Raw genomic sequence first — 13255 nt, 5'->3', positions numbered from 1 at the left:
GGTCAGCACCATCCACTCCCGATGCCGCGGCCAGTCCGTCATCACCGAGAACAACCGCTCCGCCGGCACATCCGCCTCCGCCGACACCCGCAACCGCACCACCACGACAACCCCTCTCCACCCCAGACCCCGACATCCCTACCCAGCACCCACCCGCCCTCGACGACCGCAACCTGACAGAACCTGACAACAATCACCACGACCATCAACCCATGCACGCGACCGGAACCTTCGACATCACCAGCTGGGACACCCTCGCCACCGACGAGCACCCCGGCGCCACCATCGCCCGCCACCGCCTCACCAAACACTTCACCGGCGACCTGACCGCAACCTCCACCACCGAGATCCTCACCGTCGCCACCCCCGACGGCCCCGCCGCCTACACCGGCCTCGAACACGTCGACGGCACCCTCAACGGCCGCAAAGGAACCTTCGTCCTGGCCCACAGCGCCGGCGGGGGAGCGGACGGCACCCCGTGGATGCGCTGGGAGATCGTCGCCACCTCCGGGACAGGCGAGCTCACCGGCATCACCGGCGCCGGCCAGATCATCAACGACGACGGCCACCACTACACCCTCGACTACTCCCTGTAGTCGACGCGGCGTAGTCGACGCGGCGGCTCCGGCGGCAACGGCCCTCAGCACGAGCGGGGGAGGCGGGTGGTGCGGGCCGGACGTCCGCGGTTTCGGGCGCAGCCCGCGGGCGGCCCAGGAGCCCCACACCGACGCCGATGACGTCACCGACGAGGCAGGGGAGCGGACCCATGGCCGCGACGCCGGGAGCGTGAACCCGTAGCGGCGGCGACCCGGCACGCCCGGCCGCCGCCCACCCGGCCCCAGCCCACGACGGCGGCCGGCGCCGGCCAGGCGGAGCCGTAACGGGAAAAAGGAGAGGGGCCCCCTCCCGGCAGACGGGAAAGAGGGGCCCCTCACCACGCCCCGGCACCGGCAGGCGACGGGGGACGACCACGCGCGAGCCACCGCCGTAACCCGCGCGGCCGTCTCCACCGGCGGCCCCGGCAAGAAGTGGTCGACACCGCCGCGACCGACCACCCGAACACCGGCGCCACCCATCCCGCCGACACGTCATGCCCGCCGAAAGCCGGACGAACGGCGATGTTCGACCCCGCCGCCCGCACCGGTCAATTCCGAGACCCGCTCACGACCGGGCCGGCACCCGCACCCACCAGCACAACCGCGCCCGCGCGCGCCGCCCGGCACGGTGAACCTTTCACCCCCGCCAGCCAACTTGACATAATGTTCATTATCGAGCAGGCAAAGCCGTCGTAAGATCACCGTCATGGGCAACGTCGGACCCGCCGAACTCCTGGTCCTGCTGATCCTCCTCGGCGTCATCGCCGGCATCGTCCTGCTCGCCGTCAGAGCCGCCGGCGGACGACCCCGCGCCCAAGTCGCCTACTGGGCGCCCGGCGTCATCCCGCAGATCGCCGAACCCATCCGCGACCGCGTCCGCGAACTCGGCGCCGAAGGCCGGGTCCTGGAGGCGATCAAACTCGTCCGGCAGGAAACGGGCCTCGGGCTGCGCGACGCCAAGTTCGTCACCGAATCGATCATCGCGGGCCGCTACCTCCCCACCAGCACCGAACGGGCGCTGCAGACCGGCCCCGACCTCGCCGGCCGGGTCCGCGAGCTCAAGGAGGCCGGGCGGACCGAGCAGGCGATCTTCCTGGTGCGGGGCGAGACCGGCATGAACCAGGAACAGGCCGAGGCGTTCGTCGGCCTCATCTGAAACCGTCATATAGGGCAAAGATGGCTATACCAGACAGAAGGTGAATTCTGTTTGGTATCAACTTTGTACTTCTTTTGGCCGCTGGGGTCATCCACGTGCACGACGGCCCGGCACCGTCGAGGTGCCGTGGCCGCGAAGGAGAGCCAGTGCCGCATCACCATGGCGGCCGGCCGGGCCGCGGCCATGACTCGGTTCTCCACCTGGGTCGACGCCGACCCAGGCAGGGCACCCGCCAGGTGCTTTCCCTTGAAGGTCGCCGACGCCGGCCGAGATCCCTAATCACGAGTGCGGGCCGGTCATGAGCACCCGGTCGGCCGACTCGTGGGCCTTCCTGCTCGTCTCCGGGTCGTAGGAGTTCCCCGGCGCGGGAACCGACGTCGCTCCCGCTCGCACCAGGAGCGTCGTCCCCGGGATGTGCGCCGTGGTGGCCGCCCCGAAGTTCGTGAAGAGGCCCCAGCGGCGGCCGGAGGGCGGCTTGGGGGCGGCGACCTTCGTCCACTTCCCGGCGCGGTTGCGCCAGAGCGGCTGGTCGAGGCCGTAGTCGAACCAGACGCCTCCGGCCCCGTCGGGTTCGATGTTCTCCGGCGGTGGGGTGCGGGGCGGGGTCAGGGTCGTCCACGTGGAGCCGCGCCGCTGCAGGACCGGCAGGCGGTCGCCGTCGAGGACCGAGTGGCCGGAGAGCCACAGGTCGCCGCCTTTGCCGGTGACGACGTCGTCGATCTGGAGGTGGGCGCGGAGGTTCGCCGGCGCGGTGACGGGCACCCGGGCCAGTGCGCGGCCGGTCCAGCGCAGCGCGGCGGGGCTGCCGCCCTCGATCGTGTCGTAGATGGCCTTACCGGATTTGTACCGGCCGAGCACCCAGACGTCGCGTCCCTGGATGCGTAACGCGCCGAGTTCGAAATCGGCCGGAAGGGGGACGGGCTGCCAGTGTGTGCCGTCGTACCGGCTCAGTCTCCCCTGTTCCGACACCCAGGCGCCGCCGGGGACGGCGGCGAGCAGGACGTGGGCCGTTGGGGAGAAGGACCGCATGACCCGCCAGCCCTTGCCGTCCCAGCGGTGGGACCGGCCGGAGGTGAGCGCCCACACGTCGCCCGCCGACGAGGCGGACAGGGCGGTGATCGCGCCGGTCGGCCTGGGCATCGGCCGCCAGCGCCTGCCGTCGAAGCGTTCGAGCAGGACCGCGTTGGACACCGCGTTGGACCCGGACACCAGGACGCTATTGGCGCCGCTCGCCGCCCAGATGTCCTTCGCGCCGCTCGCCGTCACGTGGGCGAAGGAGTCGTGGCCCGCCTTGGGCGGGAGCGGCGCGGGCCGCCACCTCGACGCCTCGGCGGCCGGGGCCACGCCCGTGCTGCCCACCAGGACCGCCGCCATCACGACCGGCCACACGATTTACCCCCATTGCTCCGGAAACCTCTGATTATTCCGATGGGTGCGCCGCTTTCCCGGGTTTTGCCGTGATCGACAGTCGCACGGTCCGGCGCGGGTGTCACCTCTCGTCGACCCAGAAGGTGTCGTGGCGGACGAAGAACTCCTGGTCGGTGCGGCCGGAGGCGGCCCATTCGGCGATGCCCTCGAAGTAGCCCTCGCGGGGCGCCCCCGGTGAGAAGATCAGCAGGAGGCTGGCCGGTTCGCCCGATTCGTTGCGGAATCCGTGGACGCCGCCTTCGGGGACGTGGACGAAGTCGCCGGGCACCGTGGTGATCCACTGCTCGCCGTTGTAGATGCGGACCGTGCCGGTGAGGATGAAGAACGATTCGGTGAGGCTGCGGTGGAAGTGCGGGGCGGGCCCGCTGGGTTTGGCGCCCATGTCCCAGCGGTAGAGGCCGAACTTGCCGTCGGTGCTGGCGCCGGTGGCGAGGTAGGTGCAGCTTCCGCCGTTCTGGTAGGTGATGTCGGGCGGGGCGCCGTGCGGGAGGTAGGTGGCGTTGATCTCCCCGGTGTCCCCCAGGTAGCGCGGTTCCGGATATGTCATGTTATCGATCATGCCACTGAGCTGGGATTGTCGGTGGCGGGGGTTAGGGTCTGGGGTCATGCGTCCGGCGGAGCTGAATCGGTTGTCGGTGGAAGAGGCGGCGGATCGTTATGTGGAGCTGGTCCGTGCGAAGGTCGTGACGGGCGGGTTGTCCCGGGCGACCGCCGAGGTGTACGCGCGTGATGTGCAGACGTTCGTGCGGCTGACGCGGGTGTGCCGGTTGTCGGAGGTTCTCGACGATCTGGCGGGTGACGACGTCGACGCGGTGCTGCTGGCGTTCGCGCGCAAGCCCGATGAGCGGCGGCGGGTGCCGGCCGGGGGCGGGGAGCTGCAGAGCGCGGCGTCGCAGGCGCGGTTCCGGCGGTCGGTGTCGGCGTTGTTCAAGCACGCGGCGCTGGCGGGGTGGGTGCAGCTGAACCCGATGGCGTCGGCGACGGTGGTGGCGCGGGAGCGGGGCGGGTTGCGGGCCGAGCGGCGGGCGTTGACGCGGGAGCAGGCGCAGGGGCTGGTCGGGGCGGCGGTCTCCCCCGCGGGTGATGAGGTGCGGGGGCGGCGGGATCAGCGCATGGAGGTGCGTGACGCGTTGATCGTGCTGCTGCTGACGATGGTGGGGCCGCGGGTGTCGGAGCTGGTGCGGGCGAATGTGGAGGATTTCTACACCAACGACGGTGAGCGTTACTGGCGGATCTTCGGTAAGGGGGGCCGGACGCGGGATGTGCCGCTCCCCCGGCTGGTGGCGCGGGCGCTGGCGGACTATCTGGAGGTGCGCCGGGGGGATGACAAGGCGTTGTTGTTGTCGTGGCGGGGGCGGCGGCTGGCGCGGGGTGATGTGCAGGGGGTGATCGACCGGGTGCAGGCGCGGGTCGATCCGGAGCGGCGGCGGTCGGTGACGCCGCATGGGTTGCGGCATACGACGGCGACGCATCTGCTGGCGGGCGGGACCGACATGGACGCGGTGCGGCGGGTGCTGGGGCATGGGGATCTGAGCACGCTGGGCCGTTACCGGGATGAGTTGCCGGGTGAGCTGGAGGCGGCGATGCGGGCGCATCCGCTTGTGCACGATACGGGTGTCTAGGGCGGGCGGTAGAGGGCCGTATAGGGGTTGACTCTCACGTTGCGGGAGGCCGCAGGCTGGGTCGCGTCAGGGAAGGAGGGGGAGGCGTGGCGGGTTTTTCGGTGGGTCAGGTGGCGGCGTTCGCGGGTGTGACGGTGCGGACGTTGCACCATTACGACGAGATCGGCCTGTTGTCGCCGAGTGAACGCACGGCCGCGGGTTACCGGCGGTATTCGGAGCCGGATCTGGATCGGCTGCAGCGGGTGCTGTTCTACCGGGAGCTGGGTTTCCCCCTGGAGGAGATCACCGCGATTCTCGATGATCCGGGGGTGGACGCCGCGACGCATCTGCGGCGTCAGCATGAGCTGCTGCGGCGGCGGATCGCCCGGCTGGAGGCGCTGGTGGTGTCCGTGGAGACCGCGTTGGAGGCGGCGAGGATGGGTGTGTCGTTGACGCCGGAGGAGCGTTACGAGGTGTTCGGCGGGTTCCGGCCGGAGGATCACGCCGAGGAGGCGGAGAGCCGGTGGGGTGGCACGTCGGCGTGGGCGGAGAGCCGCCGGCGTACGTCGTCGTACTCGAAGGCCGACTGGGAGGGGATCAAGGCGGAGGCCGGGGCCGTGGTGGAGGCCTGGCGGGTCCTGTTCGAGCGGGGGGTGCCGGCCGGCTCCCCCGAGGCGATGGCGGTGGCCGAGCGGCATCGGGAGCACATCAGCCGGTGGTTCTATCCGTGCACGTATGAGATTCATGTGGGCCTCGGGGAGATGTATGTGGCCGATGAGCGGTTCGGCCGTAATTACGAGGGGGTGGCCGAGGGGCTGGCGGTGTACGTGCGTGACTCGATCGCGGCAAATGCCGGGGCCGCCCGGTGATTCACCGTTTCGCCCACACCAGCCCGTGATCTTTGTCATGATGGGCATGACTGGCTGTGGGTAAGCCCGGTTTCCCCTTTCACTTCGTGGAAACGCCGTTGTAATAGGGGTTCCGGAGGATGGGCGGCATGATCAGGGCCATTCTCTTCGACCTGGACGAGACGCTGTTCGATCATCGGGCGGCGGTGGCGCACGCGGTGACGGCGTGGACGGCCGGGCGGTCTCCGTTCCATCCGCTGCTGGCCGAGGGGCCGGGCCTGTGGTTGCGGCTGGAGGACGTCCACCTGCCGGCCTGGCATCGGGGCGAGTGTTCCTTCGGTGAGCAGCGGCGCCGTCGGCTGCGTGACTACTGCCGGCGGATGGGCCTGACGGCGCCGGTGAACCTCGACGGGGCGTACGCGGAGTTCCTCGACCTGTACGAGCGGGCGTGGACGGCCTTCCCCGACGCCGCTCCGCTCATCGGGCGGCTGGCGGGCACGGGGGTGACGCTGGGGGTTTTGACGAACGGCCAGCCGGTGCAGCAGGAGGCGAAACTGCGGCGGCTGGGCCTGCTCGACCGGCTCGACCCGGTGCTGACGCCTGACGCGCTGGGCGGCAACTTCAAGCCGTCGGCCGAGGTGTACACGGCGGCGGCGGCGAAGCTGGGCCTGGATCCGGGTGAGGTGGTGCTGGTGGGCGACAACCTGAACCTGGACGCGATCGGGCCGACGCGGGCGGGCATGCACGGGGTGTGGCTGGACCGGTACGGGTCGGCTCCTCCCCCGGCGGGCGTGCCGACGATCCGCACTCTTGCGGAGTTGCCGGCGCTGCTGCCGGAGCTGGCCTCGGTGCGGCCCTCGGCCCTGGTCTGAGGCCCTGGTCTGAGGCCCTGGTCTGAGGGCGGGGCCGGTTCAGCGGGCCGCGGCCGCCAGGTTGCGGGCTCGGCGGGGGTGGGTGAGGGCGCCGGTGTTGTCGGCGACCTGGTCGACGGTGCCGACGAGGTCGAGGCGGGCGATGGCGGGGTCGGTGACGGCGTCCATGAGGGCGCGGGCGAAGCGGTGGCCGCCGATGACCTGGAAGGGCCGGTCGTGGTAGGGGCGGGTGCCGGGTTCGACGGGGGCGGTGAGGGCCAGGCGGTTGTGGAGGGCGGCGACCCGCCGGTAGGCGGTGGACAGGTGGCGTTCGCGGCCCTGCCAGGTGGTTTCGCGCAGGGCGCCGGTGAGGGCGTCGCCGAGTTCGGCCGAGCCGGACAGGCGGTTGAAGGCGCTGCCGAGCCACTTGGTGTAGGGCGGGTAGCGGCGGCGCATGAGCAGGGTCAGGCGCATCAGGTCGCGGGCGATGCGGCCGGTGGCCAGGACCGACCCGAGGTCGTCGCCGACCTCTCCGGCACGGCCGGGGAAGCTCTCCTCCTGGGCGATGCGGGTCCATTGGCAGGCCAGGACGTAGCGCCACACGTCGTCGGGGTACCAGCGCAGGCGGCGGCGGGCGGGGCACAGGTCGCCCAGGCCGTCGTGGAAGACGTCGCCGCCGGTGAACTCGGCCAGGCGCTGCCACGGCACGCCGAGCCAGTCGTCGACGCCGATGGGGTCGCGGGGGTCGAAGCCGAGCTGCCGGCGGGCCCAGGGGGCGAACTCGGTGATGGTGACGCCGGGCTTGACCGGGTGGACGTCGGAGCCGAACGCGGTCGGGAAGCCGCCGTATTCGGCGGGCAGCCGCTTCCAGACGCGGTCGCGGATCTCCTCGGCGCGTCCGGCGGGGACGAAGACGATCGCGCGGGGGCCCCAGTCGTGGTCGGCGGAGCGGGCGGTGTCGAAGCCGAGCACCTCCGACCCGGGGCCGATGAGCGCGGCGCTGTGGGGGACGGGGTGGGGGCCGTCGTCGAGGAGGGGCCGCAGCACGTCGTGGTAGTAGGCGCGGCACAACTCCAGGCCGGGGACAAACGCGGACATCATTCCCTCACTGTGCATGGTCGGGCCGCGCCGCTCACCTGGTTTTATGCCTCCGGTACGGCCCGGGTCGCCGCCACCGGCCGGCGCGTGTAGCCCAGCCGCCGGTAGACGGCCAGCGCGGCGGTGTTGACGTCGTCGGCCATGAGGGAGACGCGGCCGTGCCGGTGCAGGAGCGCGGCGGTGAGGAACCGGCAGATCGCGCCGGCCAGGCCGCTCCCCCGCGCCTCGGGGAGGGTGGCGACGCCGCCGACGAACCCGACGGAGGGCGCCGACCAGGCGTCGGCTCCGACGGCGATCAGCCGTCCGGCGTCGTCGCGGATGCCGGCCCAGCGGGTGACGCCGGGCATGCCGGGGCGGGCGTAGGCGTCGGGGTTGGCCACGGCCAGCACCGCGGCGACCTCAGCTTCGGCGCCGGGGTCGAGCCAGGCGACGTCGGGCTTCACCAGCAGGGCGGGGGCCGCCCGGCCTCCGGCCGGCTTCTCCCCTGCCGGGTGTCCCGCCTCAGGTGTGGAGGCCGAGGCAGGTCCCCTCTCCAGCCGTCCGGTGTCCGGCCGGGAAGTGTCCGGCCGGAGGGCGTCGAGGCGGACGGTGCCGGGATCGACGGTCATCCAGGTGAAGTTCCCGGCCGGGCCCAGTTCCGCCGGCATCGCCTCTGCCAGCCGGTGGATCGTCTCCCGGTCGCCGAAGGGCCGGTAGCCGGTGCCCATCTCGCGCCACACCTGCCGCACGAGCGCCGGCAGCGCCGGATCCCCGGCTGCGCCGAAGACGGCCAGCCGGTCGTGCTTGGACACCGCCGGGCAGGCCACCGCCACGGCGTCGCCGTGCGCCCAGGCGCGTGCTCCCCCGGCGGGCAGCCGCTGGGCCGTCCAGACGGGCAGGTCGTCGCCCCCGCAGGCGGCGGCGACCTGCCCGGCGTGACGCAGTTCGATCACAGAATGGCGCCGGGGGTGTACTGGGCGGCCCGCGGGTGGCGGGTGGTGATCTCCCCCACCCGGGCGATGACGGCGGCGACCTGGTCGGCGGCGGCGCCGGTGAACGACACCCGGTCGGCCAGCAGCGCGTCGAGGTCGGCGCGGGACAGCGGGAAACGCGGGTCGGCGGCCAGCCGGTCGAGCAGGGTGTTGCCGCCGCCGTCCTGGCGCATCGCCAGCGCGGCGGCGACGGCGTGTTCCTTGATGAGCTCGTGGCCGGCCTCGCGGCCCAGCCCGGCCTTGACGGCCGCCATGAGCATCTTGGTGGTGCCGAGGAAGGGCAGGTAGCGGTCGAGTTCGGCCTCGATGACGGCGGGGAAGGCGCCGAACTCGTCCAGGACGGTCAGCATCGTCTCGATCAGGCCGTCGAAGGCGAAGAACGCGTCGGGCAGGGCGACGCGGCGGACGACCGAGCAGGACACGTCGCCTTCGTTCCACTGGTCGCCGGCCAGTTCGCCGGCCATGGAGGCGTAGCCGCGCAGGACGACGGTCAGGCCGTTGACGCGCTCGCAGGAGCGGGTGTTCATCTTGTGCGGCATCGCCGAGGAACCGACCTGGCCCTCCTGGAACCCTTCGGTGACCAGTTCGTGGCCGGCCATCAGCCGGATCGTCTTGGCCAGCGAGGACGGCGCGGCGGCGAGCTGGACCAGGGTGGTCAGCACGTCGTAGTCGAGGGAGCGCGGGTAGACCTGGCCGACGCTGGTGAGGGCGCGGGTGAAGCCGAGGTGGGCGGCGACGCGGTTCTCCAGGTCGGCCAGCCGGTCGGCGCCCAGCAGGTCGAGCATGTCCTGGGAGGTGCCGACCGGGCCCTTGACGCCGCGCAGCGGGTAGCGGGCGATCAGCTCGTCGAGCCGCTCGTAGGCGACGAGGAGTTCGTCGGCGGCGGTGGCGAAGCGTTTGCCGAGGGTGGTGGCCTGGGCGGCGACGTTGTGGGAGCGGCCGGCCATGACGGTCGCGGTGTACTCCCCCGCCAGCCGGGCCAGCCGGGCCAGCAGCGCGACGACGCGGTCGCGGACCAGCAGGAGACTGTCGCGGACCTGGAGCTGCTCGACGTTCTCGGTCAGGTCACGGCTGGTCATGCCCTTGTGGACGTGTTCGTGCCCGGCCAGCGCGTTGAACTCCTCGATGCGGGCCTTCACGTCGTGGCGGGTGACGCGTTCGCGCGCGGCGATCGAGGGCAGGTCGACGGTGTCGGCCGCCTTCTCGTAGGCGGTGATCACCTCGGCGGGGACCGGGATCCCCAGGTCGGCCTGGGCCTTGAGCACGGCCACCCACAGGCGCCGCTCCAAGACCACCTTGTGGTCGGGAGACCACAGGCGGGCCAGGGCGGGCGAGGCGTAGCGGGTGGCCAGGACGTTGGGGATGCGCGGCTTGTCGGTCACGTTCCCCGAGCTTATCCAAGCCGCGCATCCCCGCATGTTCACCGGGTGGGGGTCAGTGCCTCCTCGTCGTACACCTCAAGGTCGCGTTCGTGCTTGGGGGTGCGGCTGAAGCGTTCCTTGGTCCTTTCCACCATGACGTACAGCGTCGGCACCAGGACGAGCGTCAGCAGTGTCGAGGAGACCAGGCCGCCGATGACGACGATCGCCAGCGCCTGGGAGATGAACCCGCCCGAGCCGGTCAGGCCGATCGCCATCGGGGTCAGCGCGCCGATGGTGGCCAGCGCCGTCATCAGGATCGGGCGCACCCGGCGGCGGCCGCCCTCCATGACGGCCTCCACGACGCCCATGCCCTGTTCGCGGTACTGGTTGATCAGGTCGATCAGCACGATCGCGTTGGTGACGACGATGCCGATCAGCATCAGCATGCCGATCAGCGCCGGCACGCCCAGCGCCGTGTCGGTGACCAGCAGCAGGCCGATGGCGCCGGTCGCGGCGAACGGGATCGACACCAGCAGGATCAGCGGCTGGACGAAGCTGGAGAACGTCGCCACCATGATCATGAAGACGATCGCGATGGCCAGCACCATCGCCAGCCCGAGGTCGGCGAACGCCTCCTCCTGGTCGGCCGAGGCGCCGCCCACGGTGGCGGTGACCCCGGCCGGCAGGGTGAGCGCGTCGAGCTTGGCGGTCACGTCGGCGGTGACCGCGCCCAGGTCGGAGGCGTCGGCCGCGCCCGACACCGTCGCGGTGCGCTCACCGTCGAGGCGGCTGATCTGCGTCGGGCCGCCGTCCTTGACGACCTCGGCGACGTCGGTCAGCGTCACCATGCCGGTGGCCGAGGCGATCTCCAGGTCCTCGACCTGCTTCACGCTCTCGGGCGTGTCGCCGGTGCGGAGCACGATGTCGGCGGCCCGGCCGTCGATGTCGATCGACCCGACGGGCGCGCCGCGGAACGCCTGCGCGACCTGCTGGCCGATCCCGGCCTCCGTCAGGCCCTTCGCGGCCGCCTTCTCCCGGTCGACGTGGACCTCGATCCGGTCGGCGCTGTCCTCCAGGTTGGAGGCCACATCGCGCAGCCCCGCCACCCCGGCCAGCGACTGCACGACGGTCTGGGAGGCCGCCCGCAACTGGTCGACGTCGGGGCCCTGCAGGATCACCTGCAACTGGTTGGAGGACAGGCCGCCCCCGCCGCCGCCCCCGCCGACGGTGATCTCCCCCACGCCGGAGCCCAGCGCGGCGAACTTCTCCCGCAGGCCCTCCTGCAGCGCGTCCGCGTCGACGTCCTCGGCCAGCGTCACCGAGAACGAGGCCCGGTCGGCGCTGCCGCCGGCCCCGCCCATGAACTGGTTGCCGCCGCCGACGTTCACCTGGTAGGAGGCGACGCCCGGGTCGTCGGCCAGGACCCGCTCCACCTTCCCGGCCGCCTCGTCGGTGGCGGCCAGGTTCGTGCCGACCGGCATCCGCTGGGTGATGTTGACGGTGTCCATGCCGGCCGAGTCGAGGAAGTTGGTCTTCAGGTTCGGCGCCAGCGCCATCGTCCCGATGAAGATCACGACACCGATGGCCAGCGTCGCCCAGCGGCGCCGCGTCGCGAACCGCAGCACCGGCAGATAGGCGCGCTGCAGCGGCGAGCGCAGCTCCTTGGCCTCGGCCTCCTCCCGCACCCGGCGGGCCTCCTCCGGCGACAGCGCCGGCGCCTTCAGGAACCAGTAGGCCAGCACCGGGATGACCGTCAGCGACACCAGCAGCGAGGCCAGCAGCGCCACCGTCACCGTCACCGCGAACGGCGAGAACAACTGGCCCACCATGCCGCCCACGAACGCGATCGGCGCGAACACCGCCACCGTCGTCAGCGTCGAGGCCGTCACCGCGCCCGACACCTCGCGGACCGCGCCCAGGATCGCCTGCCGCTTCGGCTCGCCGTAGCCCAGATGGCGCTTGATGTTCTCCAGCACCACGATCGAGTCGTCGACCACCCGCCCGACCGCGATCGTCATCGCGCCCAGCGTCAGCAGGTTCAGCGAGTAGTCGCCCACCCACAACGCGATCAGCGCGATCACCACCGACAGCGGGATCGACACCGCCGTCACCAGCGTCGACCGGATCGACAGCAGGAAGATCAGAATGATGATGACGGCGAACGCCAGGCCCAGCAGGCCCTCGGTCGTCAGGTCGTGGATCGACCGCTCCACATAGGGCGCCTGGTCGAACACCACCGTGAACGCCGCACCCGTCCCCAGCGCCGTCGCCAGCTCCGGCATCAGGTCGCGGACGTCATGGGAGATCGCCACCGCGTTCCCGTCGGGCTTCATCGTGATCGACACGCCCAGGCTCGGCTTGCCGTTGGTCCGGGTCAGCGTCGTGGCGGTGTCGTCGGCCACCTCGATGTCGGCCACCGACCCCAGCGTCACCGGCTTGGGCGGCGCCGGCGGCCGCACCGCCTGCGGCTGCCCCGGCTGACCCGGGCGGGCCGGGAGCTGCGCCTGCGGCTGGGCGGGCGCGGCCGGCGGGGTCAGGTAGAGGTTCTTCAGGTCCTCCACCGTGGCGACCCGGTCGCCGATCTGGACGGTCAGGTTCCGGCCGTCCTCGGTGATCGACCCGGCCGGGATCGCCACGCCGTTGGCGCGCAGCAGCTCGGGGATCGCCGCCGGCGACAACCCCTTCTTCACCATCTCCTCGGTGTCGGGCGTGATCGTCACCTGCTTGCCGCGGGCGCCGGTGACCTCCACCTCCCGCACCCCGTCGATCCCCCGCAGCGACGGCACCGCCGTCTGCTCCAGCCGGTCGAGCAGCGTCGCCTCGTCGGCGCCGGAGGCGGCCAGCACCACCACCGGGATGTCGTCGGTGCTGCCCGCGATCACCTGCGGATCGACCGTGGCCGGAAGCCGCGCCTCGATCCCCGCGATCGCCTGCTCCATCTGGCCGATGGCCTCGTCGATGTCGGTGCCGAACTCGAACGCCACCTGGATGGAGGCCATGCCCTCACGGGAGGTCGAGGAGATCTCGGTCACCCCGGCGATGCCCTGGAAGCTGCTCTCGATAGGCTTGGTGACCTGGTCTTCGACGATGTCGGGGGCCGCGCCGGCGTACGGCGCCACCACGAACGCCCCGGGAAACTCCAGCGACGGGAACAGCTGCTGTTTCAGCGAGGGGATGGCGTAGGCGCCGAGAGCGCTGGCCACCACCGCAATCATGATCACAAGAGTGCGGTTGGCGAGGCTCAGCCTGGCCAGGAAGGTCATGCGCGAAGGCTCCTTGACAGAAGGTGGGCCGGAAGATTAATGCGGCTCACCCTAACACTTCGCGTCGCACGAATATTTAATG

11 protein-coding genes are annotated in these 13255 nt (G+C 71.6%); 5 read left to right on the top strand and 6 right to left on the bottom strand.

Annotation, left to right across the window (positions count from 1 at the left end; translation table 11 throughout):
- Positions 1-212: 212 nt before the first annotated feature.
- Both AW273_RS14040 and AW273_RS14035 read left to right on the top strand, forming a co-directional pair.
- Positions 213-596 (top strand): DUF3224 domain-containing protein, encoded by a 384-nt coding sequence (locus tag AW273_RS14040; RefSeq protein ID WP_062348723.1) that lies wholly within the window; start codon positions 213-215, stop codon positions 594-596.
- A 706-nt stretch (positions 597-1302) separates the two neighbouring features.
- A complete protein-coding gene (locus AW273_RS14035; protein ID WP_062348722.1) occupies positions 1303-1752 on the top strand; it encodes a hypothetical protein in 450 nt (149 codons plus the stop codon).
- Positions 1753-2031: 279 nt separating this feature from the next.
- On the opposite strand, the gene AW273_RS14030 is transcribed toward AW273_RS14035, so the two are convergent.
- Positions 2032-3141: a beta propeller repeat protein gene (locus tag AW273_RS14030; protein ID WP_062348721.1), complete on the bottom strand. Its 1110-nt coding sequence runs from the start codon at positions 3139-3141 to the stop codon at positions 2032-2034.
- A 100-nt stretch (positions 3142-3241) separates the two neighbouring features.
- A complete protein-coding gene (locus tag AW273_RS14025; RefSeq protein ID WP_062348720.1) occupies positions 3242-3727 on the bottom strand; it encodes a cupin domain-containing protein in 486 nt (161 codons plus the stop codon).
- Between the two features lie 58 nt (positions 3728-3785).
- On the opposite strand from AW273_RS14025, the gene AW273_RS14020 reads away from it, so the two are divergent.
- From AW273_RS14020 to AW273_RS14010, 3 genes are all read left to right on the top strand, one after another.
- Entirely contained in the window at positions 3786-4802 is a 1017-nt protein-coding gene (locus AW273_RS14020) for a tyrosine-type recombinase/integrase (protein WP_062348752.1), read from the top strand.
- 86 nt (positions 4803-4888) lie between these two features.
- Positions 4889-5650 carry a MerR family transcriptional regulator gene (locus AW273_RS14015; RefSeq protein ID WP_062348719.1) on the top strand — a complete coding sequence of 254 codons (762 nt, stop codon included), beginning with the start codon at positions 4889-4891 and terminating at the stop codon, positions 5648-5650.
- 128 nt (positions 5651-5778) lie between these two features.
- Positions 5779-6501, top strand: coding sequence for an HAD family hydrolase (locus AW273_RS14010; RefSeq protein WP_063909956.1), 723 nt, complete (start codon positions 5779-5781; stop codon positions 6499-6501).
- A gap of 39 nt (positions 6502-6540) precedes the next feature.
- Here AW273_RS14010 and AW273_RS14005 read toward each other — a convergent pair whose 3' ends face one another.
- From AW273_RS14005 to AW273_RS13990, 4 genes are read right to left on the bottom strand one after another with little or no spacing between them, the layout of a single operon-like run.
- A complete protein-coding gene (locus AW273_RS14005) occupies positions 6541-7581 on the bottom strand; it encodes a DUF4037 domain-containing protein (protein ID WP_062348717.1) in 1041 nt (346 codons plus the stop codon).
- Positions 7582-7622: 41 nt separating this feature from the next.
- Entirely contained in the window at positions 7623-8510 is an 888-nt protein-coding gene (locus AW273_RS14000) for a GNAT family N-acetyltransferase (RefSeq protein WP_062348716.1), read from the bottom strand.
- The gene (gene purB / locus AW273_RS13995) at positions 8507-9931 is read right to left on the bottom strand and encodes an adenylosuccinate lyase (protein WP_062348715.1); all 1425 of its coding nucleotides are present in this window, start codon (positions 9929-9931) and stop codon (positions 8507-8509) included. Before purB ends, AW273_RS14000 begins: the two co-directional genes overlap by 4 nt.
- A gap of 38 nt (positions 9932-9969) precedes the next feature.
- Positions 9970-13173, bottom strand: coding sequence for an efflux RND transporter permease subunit (locus AW273_RS13990; RefSeq protein ID WP_062348714.1), 3204 nt, complete (start codon positions 13171-13173; stop codon positions 9970-9972).
- Positions 13174-13255 lie beyond the last annotated feature (82 nt).

Origin of the sequence: Herbidospora yilanensis (genome assembly GCF_001570565.1) — a bacterium.
Taxonomy (GTDB): Bacteria; Actinomycetota; Actinomycetes; order Streptosporangiales; family Streptosporangiaceae; genus Herbidospora; species Herbidospora yilanensis.
The sequence above is the reverse complement of the archived record's forward strand: the minus strand, read 5'-3'. Positions and strand labels throughout refer to the sequence as shown.